Raw genomic sequence first — 18725 nt, forward strand, 5'->3', positions numbered from 1 at the left:
GGACGGGGGGTTCGGTGCGGGTCTTCTTTCTTACCCCCCCCTGGGACGGCTCGGCACCCGGTGGCGCTTCGAGTGTCCCCACCCCCCCCCCCCCCCCTCCCCCCCCCGNGGCCTCCCCCCCCCCCCCCCCCCCCCCCCCCACGGCCGCGCCCCGCGGCTGCTCGGCACAGCCGCGGGGCGCGGGCACGGGCGCGGGGCGCCGGCGGGGGTCAGCGCTGGAGGGCGACGCGCGGGGCGGCCAGGGCCGCCGCGGGAGCGTCGAGGAGCGGCGGCACCAGCCCCGCCGGACCGCTCTTGGCGTCGGGTGCGGGGGCGGGTGCCGGTACGGGGGCCGGGGTCTGGGCGGCCGTAGCCGGGGCCGTGGTGCCGCACAGGGCCTGGTCCTTGTACGCCCTCAGCGCGGCATCGGCCGGGTGGTCGAGGAAGGCCGTACCGGCTTCGTTGAGGCGCTGGTACTTCATCAGGTTGTTGCCGATCGCGAACTGCCGCTTGGCGTCCCGGCTGGACAGCACCCACGTCCCGGCGCCGAACACGGCGCCGTCGTGCCCCCACACCGGTCCGCACGGCGTGTCCATGGAGTAGATGCCGAGTCCGTAGCGCATGCCGACCGTCCCGGTCTTGTCCTTGACGTCCACGGTCGTGAGCATCTGGTCGAGCTGGGTCCGCGGCAGCAGGTCGCCCTTCAGCAGCGCCCGGTAGAAGGTGTTGAGGTCCTGCATGGTCGAGACGAGCGCGCCCGCGGTGCCGGCCCAGGTCATGTTGTAGTCGCTGTAGTCGCGCGGCGGGTCGATCAGCCCGTAGAAGCTCTCGTACATGCGGGCGTGCGGGCCGTGGATCTTCGGGTCGGTGCCGGGGAAGTAGGTGTTCTTCAGGCCGGCCCGGCGGATCACGTCCCGGGTGATCAGCCGTTCCGGGTCCTGGCCCGTGGCCTTGCGCAGCACCTCGCCGAGCAGGAGGTAGTTGGTGTTCGAGTAGTGCCACTCGGCACCGGGTTCGTTGAGCTGCGGGCGGGCCACCCCGTACCCGATCAGCTCCGCCGGGCGCACCGTCCGCAACCGGTGGTCGTCGAGGCTCTCGGTGGTGCCCTTGAGGAGGGAGGGGAAGGCGTCCCCTATGTAGTCGTTGATGCCGCTGGTGTGGTTGAGCAGCATGCGTACGGTCACCTTGCGGCCGCGTTCGCCGGGCAGCAGCTCGGGCACGTAGTCGCCCACCGGCCGGTCGAGGTCTATCCGGCCCTTGGCGGACTGCTGGAGCACGGCGACGGCGGTGAAGGTCTTGGTCACGCTGCCGACGCGGTGCCGGAAGTCCGGGCGGACCGGCCGCTTGGTGTCCACGTCCGCGAAGCCCGCCGCCCCGTCGAAACGGGTCTGCCCGTCCCGGACCGCCGAGTAGGCGCCGTAGATGCCGGCCTCGTGGACGGCACGCAGCTTCTTGTCGAGCTCCGCGCGGTCGAGGCGGCCGGCGGACGGTGCGGCGGCGGCCGCGGTGTCCGGGCCCGCGGCGACCGCGGCGGGGGCGAGACCGGCGAGCAGGGCGACGGCGACGGCACTCGCCGCCGCGGCGCGGCGCAGCCGGCGGGGGCGGGGACGGCCGGAGTGGGGGTGGTCCACGGATGGCTCCTGAGGCATGGGCCCGGGACACGGGCCTGATGATCACGAACACCTCGATTCTTTCGGCGCGTTCCGCCTGCCTCGTCCTCCACCGGGACGAACCACCCGCCGCCGCGTCTCCCCCTCCGGGAGGAACAGGCACATTGACTGCCCGTTACATTTGTCATGCCGTCAGGTACACCCCGGGCGTTCGCCACGTTTTCAGGATCCGCCTCGGACGCGTACGGCGGCGACCGTGGCGATGGTCCAGGCCGTCACCCACACGGCGCCGACGAGCAAGGCCGCGAGCCCGGTGAGCATGCGGGGCGGGGCGGCCCCCAGGCTCGGCGCCAGGCCCGCCGCGCGGGCGCCGAAGCCGAGGACGCCCGCCGCCACCATCGCGATGCCTGCCCAGGAGACGGCGAGCACCGGCCAGCGAACGAGGCGGGTCTGCGGCAGGCGGACGAGGAACAGGGCAACGGCGGCCATCAGCAGGCCCAGGGCCGCGTTGGCCAGTTGGGCGGTTCCGACGTCGGCGACGGCGGCGTGGGCATCGGCCGGCGCGGGAAAGCCGGGCATGCCCAGCTCGCCCTTCCGCGCCAGGTCCACCTTGCTGACGGTGTAGGCGAGGGCGCCGAGGCAGGCGGTGACGGCTGCGGCCAGGTGCCTCTTGTGGATTCGGGTTCGGGGCATGGGTTCAGCCTGCGGTGAGCAGCGGCCGGGGCGCGTCCTCCGCGCGTACCGACTGCCTCCCCCGGGCGGGGGAGGCGGCGGTCCGCACCGTGGTCCGGCGGGCGTGGGGGCCTGCTGCCGTGCCATGCTGAGAAGGGAGACATGGAGGCCGCGATGGGCTGGTACGGGGACCAGGTCGTGCCACGGATCGTGAACGCCGCCTGCGGGGCCGAAGTCGCCCGGCCGCTGCGGCGGCGCGTGTGCGCGGGGCTGCACGGCGACGTGGTGGAGATCGGCTTCGGCACGGGGCACAACGTCCCCTACTACCCGCCGGCCGTCACCGGTGTCGCCGCGGTCGAGCCTTCCGACGTCGGGTGGAGGCTCGCCCGCGACCGGGTCCGGGCGTCCCCGGTCCCCGTACGGCGGGCCGGCCTGGACGGGCAGTCGCTGCCCTTCGAGGACGACGCGTTCGACACGGCCCTGTCCACCTGGACGCTGTGCACCATCCCCGATGCCGTGGCGGCCCTGCGCGAGGTGCGGCGCGTCCTGAAGCCCGGGGGGACCCTGCACTTCGTGGAGCACGGGCTGGCCCCGGAGGAGGACGAAGGCGTGCGCCGCTGGCAGCGGCGGCTGGAGCCGGTCAACAAGCGGCTGTTCGGCGGGTGCCACCTCACCCGGTCGGCGGTCGACATGCTGACGGCCGCGGGCTTCGTGATCACCACGCTCGACGTCTTCTACCAGGAGGGCGCCCCGAAGCCGTGGGCCGCCGACTCCCTCGGCACCGCCCTGTCCCCCGCGGCCGCTTAGCTCCTGGGCACGGGCGACCGGCGCCATGGTCCAGGGCGGCTGCGGCGGGCGGGCTTGACCGGCGGGCTGCCGGCGGGCTGCCGGCGGGCGGCCGGCGGGCGGCCGGCGGGCGGCCGGCGGGCTGCCGGCGGGCGGCCGGCGGGCTGCCGGCGGGCGGCCGGCGGGCTGCCGGCGGGCGGCCGGCGGGCTGCCGGCGGGCGGCTCAGGATTTCGGGAGGTGGAGGGTTGAGGGGGTGTGGAGGGTGATGCGGGTGGGGGTGAAGTCGGTGGCTTCGGCGGGTGATTCGCCGGTGCCGGGGTTCCGGGCGTAGCGGGGGTGGGCGCCGGCGCTGATCTGCCAGCGTATGCGGTGGCCGGGTGCGAAGCGGTGGGCGGTGGAGCCCATGGACACGGTCACCTCGGCCGGGCGGTCCGGGGTGGCCCGGATGGTGGCCACGCCGTCGCAGACGTTGGTGGAACGGCCGTCGGGGCCGACGTCGCACAGGCGGGTGAAGACGTCGCAGTGGCCGGTGTCGCTGGCTGCCCTCAGCCGGGCCGTGACCGGGCCGAGGACCTCCACGGGCGCGCTCAGCGGTGGCCCGGTGAAGGTCAGGACGTCGTCGCGGGCCTCCAGTTTGCGGTTGTCCCGGGCTCCGGCGGTCCGGGAGAGCAGCCGGCCGCCGACCGAGGGGGTCGGGTCGGCCGGGTCGTAGCGGAAGGCCGCCAGCGGAGTCGGCTCGGCGGAGGCCGGGGCGTCGGGGGTGAGATGGCCGTCGGGGGCCGCGTACCAGGCCTCGGCGGGTGCGGCGGGCGGCCAGTCGGGCAGGTCGCGCCACTCCTCGGCGCCGCCGACGTGTACCCGTACGCGGGTGGGCCGGACGGCGGAGCGGTCGCCGTCGAGGTGGGCGCGCAGCCAGGCGAGGCTCTCGGCGAAGACCTCGGGCCAGCCCTGCTGGAGGGCGGTGTGGTGCGTCCACGGGCCGACGAGGAAGGCGGTTTCGCAGTCGGCCCGGCGCAGCCGGTCGTACTGCTCGAAGGCCTGGTCGGCCAGGACGTCGTGCCATCCGGTGATGATGCCGGTGGGTACGGTCGTCCGGTCCGCGGCGTGGGCGAGGGACGCGCCGGTCCAGTACGGGTCGTCGGCGTCCGGGTGCGTCATCACCTCGTCCAGCCAGGGCACTTCGCCGAGCGCGGACTCGTACGCCCTGCGCAGCGGCCGGGCCGTGGTGATGGCGCGCAGGCGCCGCTGCAGGCGCATCGTCACCCTCAGGAAGGGGCCGGCGCCGCGGTGCTGGTAGGTCATGGCGGCGCCGATGGCGAGGGCGGTGTCCAGGTTGAGCACCCCTCCGGCGTGGAACGGGGCGTGGAGGTCGTGCAGGCCGACCTGGACGACCATCGCCTTGAGCTCCGGCGGCGGGTCCAGGGCCAGAGCCCACTGCACGTAGCCGAGGTAGCTGGGGCCGATGGTGGCGAGGCGCCCGTCGAACCAGGGCTGTTCGCGCAGCCAGTCCACGGTGGCCCGGCCGTCGGCGGGTTCGTTCCGCCACAGGTGGAACCGGCCGCCGGACCCGCCGGTTCCGCGGCAGCTCTGCAGGACCACGTGGAAGCCCTGCTCGGCGAAGAGCACGCCGTACATCGGGGCCCAGGGCAGGCCCCGCCCGTACGGGGAACGGACGAGGAGCGTGGGGAAGTCGCCCTCGGCGCGCGGGAAGTAGTGGTCGGTGACCAGCGGGCTGCCGTCGGCGGCGGCAACCTCGAGCCCCGGCCGGAGGCCGACGTCGTGGCGCCTGGCCGGCAGGCCGCGCCAGGTCGCCCGCATCAACCGGGCTGAAAGGAGCGGCTTTCCGGGCGGCTGCACCCATGCGGTCTGCGGCGCGGATGTGTTGACGGGACGTGAGGACATGCTTCTTCGGCTCCCTTCGCCTCATTTCTACGTACACTGTACGTCATTCGGGGGGCGTGTGCCGTCCCTCCCCCACCCCCGGCCATCGGCCCGGCTTGCGCCGAAGGTGCGGTGTGCGGCGCGGCGCGCCGTACGGGGCAGGCGGCGCCGCCGACACTGGGGGGCGGGTCACCCGCCGGGGCCCCGGGCCCGGGAGGGGATGTGCAGGCGAAGGCCACTGCGGCGCTGGCCCCGTACATGGTCGTGCTGACGGTGACGACGGGGCTGGTGGAGGCGGCCAGCCTGCTCACCCTCGGGCCCGTGTTCACGGCCATGCAGACCGGCAACGTCCTCTTCCTGGCCTTCGGGCTGGTCGGGGAGGGCGGGCTGTCCGCGGTGGCACCGGCGGTCTCGCTCGGCGCGTTCGTCGTCGGGGCCGTGATCGGGGCCCGGCTCGAGACGCGGCTGGAGGCCGGCCGGCACCGGTGGTTCGTCCTCGCGCTCGCGGTGGAGGCGCTGCTGGTGGCGGTCGCCGCCGGCACGGCCTGGGGCCTGCACCCCGTTCACCGGGCCCCCACCGCGCGCCACCTCGCCACGATCGCCGTGCTCTCGACCGCGATGGGCATCCGCAACGTCACCAGTCTGCGGGTGCAGGTGCCCGACCTGCCCACCACCCTCGTCACCCGGGCCATGACCACCCTGATGGCCGGATCCGCCCTCGGCCACGACGCCCTCCTCACCCGCGGGCCGGCTGCGACGGCGCGGCGCGCGGCCTCGGTGGGTGCGATGTTCGCGGGGGGCCTGGCGGGCGCGTCCTGGGTGCATGCCGGCTGGCCGGCAGCCGGGCTGCTGCTGGTCGCGTCGGCCATCGTGCTGCTGGTGGCGGCCGCGTACGTGCACGGGCCGCGCCTGCACACACGCTGATCCGGGGTGCCGGGGCGCCGGTGTGCCGGGTGCGCACGTGCCGGCTGCCGCAGGGCCCGGCCCGAACCGGGTACGCCGTTCACCCGAACGGCGCCACCGGCCGGACCCGCCTATGCTCGGAGAAGGGGCACGTCCGAGCCCTGGAGGCGGTCATGTCCGATGCGACCGATCCGGTCGCGGCCGATCTCGCGCTGAAGGCCCGCCACCGGGCCATGTGGGCCATGGGGGACTACCCGTCCGTGGCCTCCCACGTCATCCCGGAGAACGGTGCCGAACTCGTCAGGGAATGCGGCGTACGCCAGGGGGACCGCGTCCTGGACATCGCCGCGGGCTCGGGCAACGCGGCCATCCCGGCCGCTCTCGCCGGGGCCGACGTGGTGGCCAGCGACCTCACCCCCGAACTCCTCGAAGTGGGCCAGCACCTGGCCACGGTGCGCGGCGCGCACCTGGAGTGGCGGGAGGCGGACGCGGAGCACCTGCCCTTCGCCGACGGGGAGTTCGACGTCGTGATGTCCTGCTTCGGCATCATGTTCGCCCCGCACCACCAGAAGGCCGCCGACGAGATGCTGCGCGTGTGCCGCCCCGGCGGCACGGTCGGCCTCGCCAACTGGACCCCGGAGGGGTTCATCGGCCGGATGTTCACGACGATGAAGCCGTACGCGCCTCCCCCGCCTCCCGGGGCCCAGCCGCCACCCCTCTGGGGCGACGAGGAGCACGTGTACGGGCTGCTCGCGGACCGCGTCACGGACGTGGACGCCCGGCGCACGACCGTCCGCGTGGACGCCTTCCCCGAGCGCGGGGACTTCCGCACGTTCTTCAAGGCCTGCTACGGCCCGACCATCGCTGTCTACCGCGCCATCGGCGACGACCACGACCGGGCGGCCGCCCTGGACGCCGAACTCGACGCACTGGCCGAGGAGTACACCCGGGACGACGCCATGGAATGGGAGTACCTCCTGCTCACGGCCCACCGGACGAGCTGAGCGCGGGCGCCCGCCGAGCACCGTGCCCGGCCCGGAGTCCCCCGTACGCCGGCTTCCGGCGGGCGGGCACGGCAAAGGCCCCGGACTCCCTCAGGAGGCCGGGGCCTTGCATCGAGCGCTGGGCAGGCCTTGCACCTGCATCCCCCCACAGGAAGTGGGGTGCCTTTCCTTGGACCACCAACGCCGGTCCCACCACCGCGTCTTGCGGCGGCGAGCTCGAGATCGATCATAGCCCATCCCGGACCCATCCGGAACCGCTCCCTCCGACCGCGGGGCCGCTCGGGCGCCCGCGGCAGGCGCTTGACCTGAACCAAGCTTGAGCTTTTACGTTTCTTCCAGTGCCGCGGGAGCCGACCCGGGCGCATTTCCAAGGAGTTCGCCGTGACCGAGCGCACCGCCGCCACCGAGACCCCCGACCGCTACCGCTTCGCGGTCATCCCGCACATCATGGTCGACGACGCCGCCGCGGCGATCGACTTCTACCAGCGGGCGTTCGGCGCCCACGAGGACTTCCGGATCGACGCTCCCGGCGGCGGGATCCTGCACGCCGAGATCAGTATCGGAGGGGCGGTCCTGATGCTGGGCGACGCCAGCGTGGAGGAGGCGGAGGCCGCCTCCTTCGCTTCCCCGGCCTCGCTCGGCGGGGGCACGACCGTCACCCTGCACGTCTTCGTGCCGGACGTCGACAGCCTGGCCGAGCGCGCGAGCGCGGCCGGCGCCGAGATCCTCCAGCCGCCGACGGACATGTTCCACGGCGACCGCACCGTCATCCTCAAGGACCCCTCGGGCCATATGTGGGTGTTCCTGACCCACGTCGAGGACGTCTCGGAGGCGGAGCTCCGCCTCCGCCTGGCCGCCGCGAGGTGACCGGCCCCGCCTCGCCACCTGGACGGCGGCGGAAGCGCTGCATGCCCGACCCTCGGCCGGGCGGGTGTCAGGCCGCGGCTCGCCAGTAGCCCAGGCTGTTCACACGCTGCTTGGGCAGGCCGAGGTCCTTGCGCAGGTAGCCGTTCAGGGTGCGGGTGGTGGCCGTGTCGCAGGCCAGCCACACGTACGCCGACTCCGGGTCGGGCGCCAGGGCCGGCAGTTCGGCACGGATCCGCTCGACGAGGGCGGCGCCGCCGCCGGAGCGGGGGACGCGCCGGATCTCGTGCCGGTCGGGGTCGAGCCGTACCGGCAGCTCGGTGTCCGCCTCGTGCTGGGTCTCGAACCAGATGGTGGCCGGGGTCTGCGGGTAGGCGTCCAGCAGGGAGTTGATGGCCGGGAGCGAGGCGGGGTCGCCGATCACGAGCAGCCGCTCCGGGGCCGGCGCGGGGTCCGTGAAGCCGGTGCCCTGCACGGTGGCCTCGATGGTGTCGCCGGGGGTGGCGTTCCGGGCCCAGTCGCTGGCCACGCCGTCGTGCAGGGCGAACTCGAGGGCGAACGCGCCCTCCGCGGGGTCGGGGTCGACCAGGGTGTAGGCGCGCTGGTGGGGCTTGCCGTTGTCGTCGAACCACAGGCGGACCCACATGGTCGGGTGGAGGGACTCGCCCGCGGCCGCGAGCAGCCCGCCGTCGGTGAACCACACCCGCCGGTAGTGGGGGGTGACCTGCTCGGCTCCCGTGACCGTGAACCTGAAGTCCTTGCCCCGCAGCAGCTTGAGGACCACGCCCTCCCAGCCCTTGGCGACGCCCATGTCCGCCCCTTCCCCTGAACCCCGATACAGTAAGGCAAGCCTAAGCTAATGCATTTGGGCGGGTGGTGTGTGCACCGAGTCCAGGTGGCAAACGGCAGGCCGGAGGAGCACCCCGCCCCCTCGCGCGCACCCGCATCCCCGACACGAAGAAACGGAACACCGCATGGGACCCGACTCCACCGCCCTCGTTTCCCCGCGCGCGGACGTGTACACCGAGACCGTCGAAGGCTTCGGCACCGTCCGCTTCACCCCCGTCGACCCCGCGGCGGACTCCGCCGTGCTGTACTCCTGGGTCGTCGAGGAGCGCGCATCGTTCTGGGGCATGAACGGTGCGAGCCGTGAACTGGTCCGGGAAATCTACGAGGACGTGGACCGCCGTGACACCCACCACGCCTTCATGGTCCGGCTGGACGGCGAGCCGGTGGCGCTGTTCCAGACGTACCAGCCGGAGGAGGACCGGGTCAGCGAGTGCTACGAGGTACGGGCGGGCGACATCGGCGTCCACCTGATGCTGGCCCCGGCGGCCGGCCGGCCCCGCCCCGGCTTCAGCCGCACCCTGGCCGGGTCGCTCATCCGCTTCGTCTTCCACGACCCGGCCGTGCTGCGTGCGGTGGCCGAGCCCGACGCCCGCAACGACAAGGCCCTCGCGATGCTGAACCGGCTCGGGTTCGTCCGGCACGGGGAGGTCACCCTGCCGGAGATCGACCTGCCCGAGGTGTACCTCCCCGAGAAGCAGGCGGTGCTCGCCTTCCTCGACCGCCCCGAGGTGCTGCCGGCACCGGACGCCGGCACCGTGCCCTCCCCTTAGCCGCCGGCCGGCTGCGCCCGCTTGCGGCTTGTCGTCCGCCGCGGCCCCGGCGGCGTGCCGTACGGTGGCCGGGCCGGATCGGCGCGCCGTCGGTGCAGCCCCGGCAGAGGCGAGGAGTTGCCGTGGGACGGGTCGACGACACCGGATCGGCGGAACACGGAAGCGGTACGGGCCCGGGACGCCGGCGGGTGCTGGGACTCGCGGCGGCCCTCGCCGTGACGGCGTCCACGGCGGCCGCGGCGGCCCGGCCCGCTGCCGCGGCGGGCGGCACCGGCCGGGGCTGCCTCGACGTACGGGCCGAGAACCGGCAGCCCGGTGACGCGAACTGGCGGATCACCCGGGCCGGGGCCGCCCGCGCGATCGAGGGCTTCGCCGACCGCGCCTCGGTGCTCCGGGGCGAGCCGCTCCGGCTGCGGGTGTCGACGACGGCGGCCTCCTACACCGTCTCCGCCTACCGCATGGGCTGGTACGGCGGCACCCGGGCCCGCCTGGTGTGGCGTTCGCCCGTGCTGCCCGGCCTGCTCCAGCCGCCGGCCCGGGTCGACACGGCCACGCGCCGGGCATGGGCCGAGTGGGAGCAGACCGCCGAGCTCGACACCGCCCGCTGGCCGGAGGGCAGCTACCTGCTGCGGCTGGACACCGCGGGCGGCGGCGAACCCGCCCAGCGGTACGTTCCGGTGACGGTGCGGTCCGCCTCGGCGGCGGGCCGGATGCTGCTGGTCAACGCGGTCGCCACCTGGCAGGCGTACAACCGGTGGGGCGGGGCCGACCTGTACAAGGGCACGACGGGCAAGAAGGCTTCGCGCTCGCTCGCGGTCGCCTTCGACCGGCCCTACCAGAACGCGCACGGCGCGGGCCTGTTCCTGACGTACGAGGCGCCGCTGGTCGCGCTGGCGGAGCGGCTGGGGCTGCCGCTCGCGTACGCGACGGGGATCGACCTGGCGCGCGAGAGCCGGCTGCTGTCCGGGGCGGTGGCGCTGCTGTCGCCGGGGCACGACGAGTACTGGAGCCCGGAGCAGCGCCGCCACACCTCCGAGGCCCGGGACTCGGGCATGAACCTGGCGGTGTTCGGGGCGAACTGCTGCTACCGGCGCGTCCGGTTCGAGGACTCCGCGGTCGGCGCCGACCGGACCGTGGTCTGCTACAAGGACGACTACGCGCAGGATCCCGGCTTCCGCCGCGGCCTGCCGCCGACCAACGACTTCCGGCGGGCGCCGGCTCCGGAGCCCGAGAGCAGCCTGCTGGGCGTGATCTACGACGGGTACCCGGTCGACGCGCCCTACGTGGTGACCCAGCCGGGCCACTGGCTCCTGGCGGGCACCGGCGCCGCGCAGGGCGAGGCGTTCGCGCACCTGGTGGGCGTCGAGTACGACCGGATCGACCTCAGGTACCCCACGCCCCGGCCGATCGAGGTGCTGGCTCACTCGCCGGTGGTGTGCAAGGGGCGGCACACGTACGCGGACACGGTGTACGCCTCCCTGCCCTCCGGGGCCGGCCTCTTCGCGACGGGCACCATGCGCTGGGTGGAGGCCCTGGACGCCGCCGGACCCGGTGGCGGCAAGGCGAACCACGGACTGGACGGCCGGGCCGGGGCGTTCACGCGGACCGTCACCGAGAACGTGCTGCGGGCGTTCGCCGCCGGCCCGGCCGGCGGGGCGCGCCCCGCGGCGGACAACGTGTCGCTCCATTACGGTGCGGACGGTGCCCCGACAGGAGCAGCCTCCGGCGTGTAGCCGGGGCCCGGTCGGCCGGAATCGCTAGGGTCGGCGTCCGTCCGCCGACCGGTGAGATGTTCCGGCCCGTCGGTCCGCCCGGCCCCTTGGAGTAGGCGTTGCTCCGTCTTGCCACTGCGCTGACCCTGCTGACGACGCTGGTTTCGGGCGCGGCCTGGGCCGGACCGCCGTCGCCCGCCGACCGCGCCGCGCCGGGCCACGGGACGAACATCCTGGTCGTCGGGGTCGACAGCCGCACCGGGCTGTCGAAGGCGGAGAAGGACCGGCTGCACGTCGGGGGCGAGGGGTGCAACTGCACCGACGTGATGATGCTGGTGCACCTGTCGCAGGACGCCCGCCGGGCCAGCGTCGTGTCGATCCCGCGCGACTCGTACGTCGAGTACGCCGACGGCACCGGCGTGTTCGGCAAGATCAACGGCGCGTACGCGCGCGGCCGCGGACCCCTGACGGTCAAAACCGTCGAGAAGGCGACCGGCCTGCACATCGACCACTACCTCGAAACCGGGTTCACGGGCTTCGAGCAGGCCGTCAACGGGCTCGGCGGCGCGGCCCTGTGCACCGACAAGCCCCTGAAGGACGAGAACTCCGGCCTCGACCTGACACCGGGCATGCACCACGCCGACGGCAACGGCGCCCTGCGCTACGTCCGCGCCCGGCACATCGAGCGCCCGGGCGACCTCGGCCGCGTACGGCGCCAGCAGCGCGCCGTCTCCGACCTGCTGACCCGCCTCACCGCCGAAGGCGCCCTGGCCGATCCCCTCGCCGCCGCCGAGACCGCGCGCACCCTGCTCCTGTCCGTACGGACCGACACCGGCACCGACCTGGCCGGCCTGGTCCGTCTGGGCACGGCCTTCGGACGGCTGCGCCCGGAGCGGACCGAGTTCGCGACCGTCCCGATCAAGACCTTCGACCACCGGGTGCCCGGCGTCGGATCGACCCTCCTGTGGCACGGGGAACGCTCCCGCGCCCTGTGGGAGGCCCTGGCCGCGGACCGGCCGATCACCGGCGACCTGCGCATCCAGCCCGTCCCCGAGACCCCGGCGCCCGCCAACCCCGCCGGGATCAAGGTCCGGGTGGACGATGCCGCCGTGGCGGCCGCCCTGCTGGCCGGCGGATTCGTCGTCACCGACACCTCCGCGACGGCACCGAAGGCCCGCCCGGCGGGCCCGCCGGTGATCCGGTACGCGCCCGGGCGGGAGAGCGACGCGGCGACCCTGGCGGCGGCCCTGCCGGGCGCCCGCCGGCAGGTCGTGCCCGGCCACGACGCATCCCTGGACGTGGCCGTCGGCGCCCGCGCCGTCGCCGTCAAGCAGGTCACCTACGACCGGAACGTCGCCGAAGGCGCCCCGGTCACGGCCGACCGCCTCGGCTGCCTCGCCGCCCGGTGACCGGCCGCCTCCGGGTCACCGTCCGCCGGGTGCGGCCGCGGCCGGGGGCAGGCGTGACTCGGGGCTGTACTGGAGCATGGCCGTGCGGACCTGCTCCAGGTACGGGCGGATGCGCTCGAGCTCGGCGCCCTGCCGCTGCACGATCCAGGTGGCGGTGCGGTAGGCGGCGGCGAGGTTGAGGGCGGGGTCGCCGGGGACGCCTTCACGGCCGGCGCGATGGTCTCCACCCAGCAGGACCTCACCCGCTTCTACCACGCGCTGCTCGGCGGCAGGCTGATGTCCCCGGCGGCCCTGGCGGAGATGAAGCGTGCGTACGACGTCGGGGACCCTGCCGCCGGCTGGGGGTACGGGCTCGGCCTCATCAGGCAGCCCCTCCCGTGCGGGCGTGGCCTGGGGGCACAACGGCATGCTGCCGGGCTACTACACGCAGACGCTGGTCACGGAGGACGGCCGCCATGCCGCCGTGGTGACCAACGCCCACCTCACCACCAACATCCCCGCGGCGCAGATGGAGCAGCTGCTGGACTCGGCGCTGTGCGAGCGGAAGTGACCTCCGGAAGCTGACGCGTTCGCCGGCCGCCGCGGCGACTCCCGGGGGTCCCCGTCGGGCATCCAGGCCCTTCGTGTCTTCTGCGGACAGGGCAGAGGGGGCTCCGGTTCTCCCGGAGCCCCCTCTGCCGCGTTGTACGGGCTCACCCCGCCCCACCCCCGTGGGGGCAGAGCGAGCCCGGTCATGGGCGCCCGGTCACGCGGTGAACGCGGGCGGTCGGGCGGGCGTGGGAAGCTTCCGCGCCAGGTGCTTGGCCATGTCGATGACCGTGCGGTCGGCCAGGTAGGGGCCGATGATCTGGATGGCGAGGGGCAGCCCGTCGGCCGTCCTCCCCGCGGGCATGACGACGGCCGGGAGCCGGACGTGGCCGGCCAGGTTCAGCCACGCCGTCTGGTCGAAGTACGGGCGCCTCTGCCCGTCGACGGTGATGAACCGGCTCGGGACCGGGGTGGAGGTCTGGTCGTCGACGCAGGTGCTGGGGACGGCCGGGGTGATGAGGACGTCGTGGGTGGTGAAGTAGTCGGCCCAGTGGGCGCGCAGCTTCTCGCGTTCCTCGTTGGCGCGCAGCCAGTCCCGGTGACGCATGGTGCGCGAGTGGAGGAAGAGTCCGCTCGGGTCGTCGGCGGGGATCTTGTCGGCGGCGGCGATGTCGTCGGCGAAGCCGTCGTCGGTGGCGGTGGCGCTCGCCGTCGCGAACATGAGGCGCTGGAACAGCCTGTCGCTGTCGGCGAGCCGCACGGGCCGGGTGGTGTCGTCGACGGTGGCGCCGGACGACCGCAGGATCCCGGCGATGCCGTCCAGGAGTCGGCGGACCGTGTCGTCGACATGGCAGTACGGGTCGTCCTGCCACAGGCCGACGCGGTAGTCCGCGAGGCGGCGGCGCCTCGGCGCCGGCAGGTCGATCCGCCACGCGGCGGCCTCCGCGGGGGCCGGTGCGGCGAGGACGTCGAGGAGGACGTCGAGGTCGTCCGCGGTCCGGGCGATCGGGCCGAGGGTGAGCATGTCGGAGCTGGACAGCCAGCCCGGCGGCCGGGGGATGTGGCCGCGGGTGGGGACGATGCCGCCGCTGGGGCGCAGCGCGTACACGCCGCAGTAGGCGGCCGGGAGGCGGAGGGAGCCGGCGAGGTCGGAGCCGACCTCGAGGCTGGTGATGCCGGCGGCGACGGCCGCGGCGGGGCCGCCGGAGGATCCGCCCGCGGTCTTGGTGGCGTCGTACGGGTTCTTCGTCGTGCCGAAGAGCGGGTTCGAGGTCTGCAGGTCCTGGCACATGACCGGGACGTTGGTCTTGCCGACGATCACGGCGCCGGCGGCGCGCAGCCGGGCGACGGCGTCGGCGTCCCGGTCGGGGACGTGGTCGGTGAGGTCGGGTGCGCCGCAGGTGCTGCGCAGTCCCTTCGTCTCCAGGGCGTCCTTGACGGTGACGGGCAGGCCGTGGAGCGCGCCGAGCGGCTTGCCGGTCCTGGCCAGGTGGCGGTCGGCGGCGTCGGCCGCGGCGCGGGCGGCGTCGGCGTCCAGGGTGATGACGGCGTTGAGGCCGGGGTTGGTCCTGTCGATGTGCTGGAGGTACTGCTCCAGCAGGGCGCGGCTGGTGGTCGTGCGGCGGCGCAGCGCGGCGAGTTGGTCGCGGGCGGGTGCCAGGTGCAGGGGCGTGCTCGCGGACGCGGCGGCGCGGGAGCGGGCGGCCGCGGTCATGGTGGCCATGGACGCCGCCGCGGCGACGGCGGTGGAGGCGATCAGCAGGGTGCGTCGAAGGATCACGAACGGGCTCCTGAGGTGGCGCTGCGGACGTCGGATGCGCTGTGGCGGCTGTCGGCCGCGGGCGGTCTGAAGTACGCGGCGACGCGCTGGAGGTGCAGCAGTTCGTCCTCGGTGGTGGCGAGGGTGAGCTCGGCGTCGGCGTACTCGGCGGGGGTGTCCACGGGGTCGTCGGCCGCGTGCCGGATGAGGGCGGCGCGGATCTGGTCGGCGGTGACGGCGGCGGCGAACTCGGCGGCGGAGAGGCCGGCACCTGCGCGGCGGGCCTCGGCCTCCGCCCGTGCGGCCGGGTCGAGGTAGCGGCGCATCAGCTTCTGGCCCTGGCGGATCTCGACGCGGCGGCGCAGCAGGGGGAAGTGGGCGCTGCGGCCGCGCAGGATGTCCCGGCCCTGGTGGGTGGGGCGGCGCAGCGTGATGCCGGGGTCGGCCTGGTCGAGTGCGGACCACAGGGGGCCGAGGCGCCGGTGGCTGATGTGGGCGGCTGCCCACTCGCGGGCGCTGCCGGCCCGCCGGGCGACGGTCGGGATGAGGTAGCCGATCTGGGTCAGGGTGGCGCCGATGTCCCCGCAGGCCCAGGCGAAGCCGTTGAGGTGGCTGACGCTGAATCCGGTCTCGGCGCCGATGACGGCGGCGATGCGGATGCCGCTGTAGCCGAGGGTGATGACGGCGCCGACGGTGACGAGCCGCAGGCTGTGGGCGATCGACGGGGTGGCGGCGGTGCGCGCGTACTTCCAGCAGGACACGGCCAGGTAGGTCTCGGCGACGCTGTACGTGCCGAAGTACAGCAGCACGTAGGCCTGGAAGACCGGGTCGTGCGCGTAGTACAGGGAGAAGTCGGTGGGCCTGGTCGTGGCCGGGGTGAGCGAGGCGAACAGCGCGGCCATGGCGGCGATGACCGCGGCGGCCGTGGCGAGCAGGAGCCGGCTGCGGCGGCGGGCCGCGTCGAGGGGCTTCGACCAGTGCGCGAGGACGGTGGCCTGGAGGGCCAGGACGACGATCACGAAGCCCTGGGCGATCGGCACGACGATGTTCGGGACGCCGAGGAGGCCGTCGACGCGCACCCACACCCAGGTGAGGGAGACGGCGTAGCTGAGCGCGGAGAAGCCGTACGTGAAGGCCAGGGCGACGAGCGCCGGGTCGCGGCGGCTCTTGCCCAGGTCACGTATGAGGATGAGGAACCCCGTACCGGCGATGGCCAGGCACAGGGGGTGAAGGATGTCTTTCACGGGTCCCTGTTCGGTCAGCGCAGCAGTGTGCGGGTGATGGGGTCGGCTTCCCGGACGTCCGCCGGGCGGGAGGTGCTCACGTGCTCTTGCAGGAGGGACCCGAGGAGTTCGGCCTCGAACTCCTCCGGCTCGTTGTAGCGGGTCCGGCCGAGGACGAGCTGGACGGTGGCCGGGTCGATGTCGGTGATGAGGCCGCCGAGGCTGCCGGCCTCCACGGAGGCGTTGCCGCGGTGGCGCTTGAGCATGTGGCCGAACTCGTGGCCCACGATGATCTCGGCGTGGGCCCGGCTGATGGCGGTGTCGTAGAACACGTAGTCCGTTTCGCCGGTGGCGAGCCACAGGCCGCACGGGGCGGAGGCGTCGAGGGAGTCGGGGTCGGTCGGGTCCGAGACGAACGGCATCAGGCGGATCGACCGGCCGAGGTACTCCTCCATGAACGGCACCAGGTCCAGGACGCTGTCGGCCGCGGGCAGGCCGAGGCCCTCGACGAACTCCCGGCTGCGGCGCTCGACCTCGTAGGCCTCGTCGGCCCTGCGGTCGGTGCCGCGGCTACGACGGCTGAGCCACATGGGGGTTCCTCTTCTCCTGGCGACGTGGACCGCTGGTCACGGCAGGTCCCTTTCGGGGTCGGCGGGCAGACCTTCCTCCTTGCGTACGGCTTCGAGCGCCGCCAGCACCTTGCGCTGGCCGGCGGCGGAGACGCCCATCGCGCGGAGGGCGATCTGTTCGACGCCGTTCTCCTTGAGCTTGCGCAGGATCTCGAACTGGGTGGCGACCTTCCGGGTGACCTCGTCCTCGACGAAGTAGGCGGCCTCCACGCCGAAGAACCGCGCGAGGAGCGGGACCATGGTGATGGTCGGGGTGCGCTTGCCCGCGCGGAGCAGGCTGATGTGGGACCGCGTGTAGCTGTCCTCGCCGTACGAGGAGATGGTGCGGGCCACGTGGGCGTTGGTGTATTCCTCCGCGCCCGGCGGACGCACCCGGTCGAACAGGAAGTTGAGACGGTCGCAGAAGGGAGCGCCGGGGCCCGGGATCGGAACCGGAGCGGAGGCCCGGTCCGGCCGGGGTGTGTCCGGTCCGTCGGGTCCGTGTGCTGATTCCGCCACTGCCTGCCGCCTCCTTTCCGCAGGCGTAACTATAGTTGACGCCCGTTGCGCGTAACTATAGTTGACGATCCGAAACCCGCAAGCGGTCATCCGAATGCCCTGCCGGGTCGCGCCGTCCGCGGGGCCGCACCGTCGTTGACTGGTCGTATGCGAAAGACTCCCCAGAGGCAGTGGCACACGGCCGGGCGCGCCCTGGCCGGCGCGGTGGTGTCGGTGGCGGCTCTGTGCACGGCGGGCTGCACGGACGGCGGCTCCCCGTCGGAGGCCGTGTCCAAGGCGGCGTCGGCGGTGGCGTCCGTCGGGGCGGAGGTCTCCGCGGCCGCGACGAAGGCCGCGGACACGGCGGCGTCGGCGGCCGCGGAGGCCCGGGGCAAACTCGAGCGGATCAAGGGGGTGAGCGCGAAGGACGCCGTCTCCCTCGGCACCCCGTCCACCGACGCGAACGGGTACACGGTGGTGCCGGTGTCGGTGGACAACACCGAAAGCGCGACGAAGTCCTTCGCGGTGCAGGTGAACTTCAAGGACGACGGCGGCACCATCGTGGACGTGGTCGTGGTCACCATCGACAACGTGGCCGGGAAGGCCAAGGGCGAGGGCACGGCGCGCAGCACGCACAAGCTCTCGGGCAGGATCACCGCGGAGACCGGTACGGCGCTGCGCTACTGACGCGGCATCGGGCGGCGCCCCCACCCGGTGAGCATGCCGGGACCCAGCTCGGCGAGCGCGGGCGAGGCCAGGTAGCCGAGGGCCTCGCCGAGGGTGGCCGCGTCGAGGCGGCCCGCAACGAGGTACCCGCCGGGGTCGAGGCGCTGCGCGAGGAGGGCCCACCTCGCCGGTGGGCCGGGCTGCGGGCGCCGTAGGCTCGCTGCCATGAACCACGGTCCCGGTCCCGCCCTCCTCCTCCATCCGCCCCGTACGTCCACGGCGGAACTGCTCGGGCAGGCAGCGGCCTGGCGCGGGTACGACGTCGTCGGCCGCGCCGCCGATGCCGGCGGCCGCCGCACGCACTGGTACGGAGGCCCGCTCGCCGCCGACCGGCTGGGCGGAGGGCTCGGACTCGGGCTCCTCGAGCCCGCCGACGACTGGCTGACGACGGTGCCGTACGCACTCCTCGGGCGGCCCGTCCGGCTGACGACGCTGGGCGAGGCGCGCTCCCTCGCCGAGCGGGCCTTCGTGAAACCGCCCTCCGCGAAGATCGACGCGCTGCCCGCCGCCGTGTACGAGGACGGCTCCCGGCTGCCGGGCACCCTGGACGCGGCGACGCCCGTACTGGTCAGCGGCGTGGTGGAGTTCGCCGCCGAGTACCGGCTGTTCGTCCTCGACGGCGAAGTCCGCGCAGGCAGCCGCTACGCCGTGTACGGGCGGCCCGATCCCGCGCCGCTGGAGGCGCAGGTCCACAGCTTCGCCCGGGAGGTGCTGGCCGCCACGGCGGAGCGCCTGCCGAGCGCGGTCTGCCTCGACGTGGGGCGGCTCGCGGACGGCGGCTGGGCGGTGGTGGAGGCCAACATGCCGTGGTTCGCGCACTGTTACGCCGCCGAGCCCGACGGCGTCCTGGACGTCGTCCTGCGCGCCGCGGGACCGCGGGCGGAGGTCGGCAACCGCGACCTGCCGTTCCTGCGCGGCACCGCGGGCGGCCGGGCCTGAGTCC

Annotated in this window: 20 protein-coding genes; 10 read left to right on the forward strand and 10 right to left on the reverse strand. The window is 74.3% G+C overall.

The genetic code is table 11. From position 1 onward, the window contains the following. Window positions 1-209: 209 nt before the first annotated feature. Both AC068A_RS27720 and AC068A_RS27725 read right to left on the reverse strand, forming a co-directional pair. Entirely contained in the window at window positions 210-1610 is a 1401-nt protein-coding gene (locus tag AC068A_RS27720; protein ID WP_478588971.1) for a serine hydrolase domain-containing protein, read from the reverse strand. Window positions 1611-1811: 201 nt separating this feature from the next. After that, a complete protein-coding gene (locus tag AC068A_RS27725; protein WP_478588972.1) occupies window positions 1812-2282 on the reverse strand; it encodes a hypothetical protein in 471 nt (156 codons plus the stop codon). A 141-nt stretch (window positions 2283-2423) separates the two neighbouring features. On the opposite strand from AC068A_RS27725, the gene AC068A_RS27730 reads away from it, so the two are divergent. Further along, window positions 2424-3068 carry a class I SAM-dependent methyltransferase gene (locus AC068A_RS27730; RefSeq protein ID WP_478588973.1) on the forward strand — a complete coding sequence of 215 codons (645 nt, stop codon included), beginning with the start codon at window positions 2424-2426 and terminating at the stop codon, window positions 3066-3068. Window positions 3069-3270: 202 nt separating this feature from the next. On the opposite strand, the gene AC068A_RS27735 is transcribed toward AC068A_RS27730, so the two are convergent. Beyond that, complete coding sequence (locus tag AC068A_RS27735) at window positions 3271-4950, reverse strand: CocE/NonD family hydrolase (RefSeq protein WP_478588974.1); 1680 nt, start codon at window positions 4948-4950, stop codon at window positions 3271-3273. 201 nt (window positions 4951-5151) lie between these two features. Between AC068A_RS27735 and AC068A_RS27740 the strand changes: the two genes are divergently transcribed. The 3 genes from AC068A_RS27740 to AC068A_RS27750 all read left to right on the forward strand — a co-directional run bounded on the left by AC068A_RS27740 (window position 5152) and on the right by AC068A_RS27750 (window position 7703). Further along, window positions 5152-5853 carry a YoaK family protein gene (locus tag AC068A_RS27740; RefSeq protein ID WP_478588975.1) on the forward strand — a complete coding sequence of 234 codons (702 nt, stop codon included), beginning with the start codon at window positions 5152-5154 and terminating at the stop codon, window positions 5851-5853. A 152-nt stretch (window positions 5854-6005) separates the two neighbouring features. After that, window positions 6006-6836, forward strand: coding sequence for a class I SAM-dependent methyltransferase (locus tag AC068A_RS27745; RefSeq protein WP_478588976.1), 831 nt, complete (start codon window positions 6006-6008; stop codon window positions 6834-6836). A gap of 381 nt (window positions 6837-7217) precedes the next feature. Further along, window positions 7218-7703 carry a VOC family protein gene (locus tag AC068A_RS27750; protein ID WP_478588977.1) on the forward strand — a complete coding sequence of 162 codons (486 nt, stop codon included), beginning with the start codon at window positions 7218-7220 and terminating at the stop codon, window positions 7701-7703. A 67-nt stretch (window positions 7704-7770) separates the two neighbouring features. On the opposite strand, the gene AC068A_RS27755 is transcribed toward AC068A_RS27750, so the two are convergent. Continuing rightward, on the reverse strand, window positions 7771-8511 hold the full coding sequence (locus AC068A_RS27755; protein WP_478588978.1) for a siderophore-interacting protein: 741 nt from the start codon (window positions 8509-8511) through the stop codon (window positions 7771-7773). 163 nt (window positions 8512-8674) lie between these two features. On the opposite strand from AC068A_RS27755, the gene AC068A_RS27760 reads away from it, so the two are divergent. The 3 genes from AC068A_RS27760 to AC068A_RS27770 all read left to right on the forward strand — a co-directional run bounded on the left by AC068A_RS27760 (window position 8675) and on the right by AC068A_RS27770 (window position 12440). Beyond that, window positions 8675-9319, forward strand: coding sequence for a GNAT family N-acetyltransferase (locus tag AC068A_RS27760; protein WP_478588979.1), 645 nt, complete (start codon window positions 8675-8677; stop codon window positions 9317-9319). 122 nt (window positions 9320-9441) lie between these two features. After that, entirely contained in the window at window positions 9442-11052 is a 1611-nt protein-coding gene (locus AC068A_RS27765; RefSeq protein ID WP_478588980.1) for a N,N-dimethylformamidase beta subunit family domain-containing protein, read from the forward strand. A gap of 98 nt (window positions 11053-11150) precedes the next feature. Next, window positions 11151-12440 carry an LCP family protein gene (locus tag AC068A_RS27770; protein WP_478588981.1) on the forward strand — a complete coding sequence of 430 codons (1290 nt, stop codon included), beginning with the start codon at window positions 11151-11153 and terminating at the stop codon, window positions 12438-12440. A 15-nt stretch (window positions 12441-12455) separates the two neighbouring features. Here the strand turns inward: AC068A_RS27770 and AC068A_RS27775 are convergent, their stop codons facing one another. Beyond that, a complete protein-coding gene (locus tag AC068A_RS27775) occupies window positions 12456-12695 on the reverse strand; it encodes a hypothetical protein (protein WP_478588982.1) in 240 nt (79 codons plus the stop codon). Between the two features lie 130 nt (window positions 12696-12825). Between AC068A_RS27775 and AC068A_RS27780 the strand changes: the two genes are divergently transcribed. Continuing rightward, window positions 12826-12990 carry a hypothetical protein gene (locus AC068A_RS27780; protein ID WP_478588983.1) on the forward strand — a complete coding sequence of 55 codons (165 nt, stop codon included), beginning with the start codon at window positions 12826-12828 and terminating at the stop codon, window positions 12988-12990. A 195-nt stretch (window positions 12991-13185) separates the two neighbouring features. On the opposite strand, the gene AC068A_RS27785 is transcribed toward AC068A_RS27780, so the two are convergent. From AC068A_RS27785 to AC068A_RS27800, 4 genes are read right to left on the reverse strand one after another with little or no spacing between them, the layout of a single operon-like run. Beyond that, window positions 13186-14748, reverse strand: coding sequence for an amidase (locus AC068A_RS27785; RefSeq protein ID WP_478588984.1), 1563 nt, complete (start codon window positions 14746-14748; stop codon window positions 13186-13188). After that, window positions 14745-15971, reverse strand: coding sequence for an MAB_1171c family putative transporter (locus AC068A_RS27790; protein WP_478588985.1), 1227 nt, complete (start codon window positions 15969-15971; stop codon window positions 14745-14747). The genes AC068A_RS27785 and AC068A_RS27790 overlap by 4 nt, the downstream gene beginning before the upstream one ends. Before the next feature lie 14 nt (window positions 15972-15985). Next, window positions 15986-16540, reverse strand: coding sequence for a hypothetical protein (locus AC068A_RS27795; protein WP_478588986.1), 555 nt, complete (start codon window positions 16538-16540; stop codon window positions 15986-15988). Between the two features lie 36 nt (window positions 16541-16576). Then, entirely contained in the window at window positions 16577-17077 is a 501-nt protein-coding gene (locus AC068A_RS27800) for a hypothetical protein (protein ID WP_478588987.1), read from the reverse strand. 147 nt (window positions 17078-17224) lie between these two features. On the opposite strand from AC068A_RS27800, the gene AC068A_RS27805 reads away from it, so the two are divergent. Then, window positions 17225-17743 carry a hypothetical protein gene (locus tag AC068A_RS27805; protein ID WP_478588988.1) on the forward strand — a complete coding sequence of 173 codons (519 nt, stop codon included), beginning with the start codon at window positions 17225-17227 and terminating at the stop codon, window positions 17741-17743. On the opposite strand, the gene AC068A_RS27810 is transcribed toward AC068A_RS27805, so the two are convergent. Then, window positions 17737-17949: a hypothetical protein gene (locus tag AC068A_RS27810; RefSeq protein ID WP_478588989.1), complete on the reverse strand. Its 213-nt coding sequence runs from the start codon at window positions 17947-17949 to the stop codon at window positions 17737-17739. The two genes, AC068A_RS27805 and AC068A_RS27810, sit on opposite strands and share 7 nt — an antisense overlap. On the opposite strand from AC068A_RS27810, the gene AC068A_RS27815 reads away from it, so the two are divergent. Further along, window positions 17948-18721 carry an ATP-grasp domain-containing protein gene (locus AC068A_RS27815; RefSeq protein ID WP_478588990.1) on the forward strand — a complete coding sequence of 258 codons (774 nt, stop codon included), beginning with the start codon at window positions 17948-17950 and terminating at the stop codon, window positions 18719-18721. The two genes, AC068A_RS27810 and AC068A_RS27815, sit on opposite strands and share 2 nt — an antisense overlap. Window positions 18722-18725: the final 4 nt, after the last annotated feature.

The organism is Streptomyces sp. NPDC043854 (assembly GCF_056436005.1).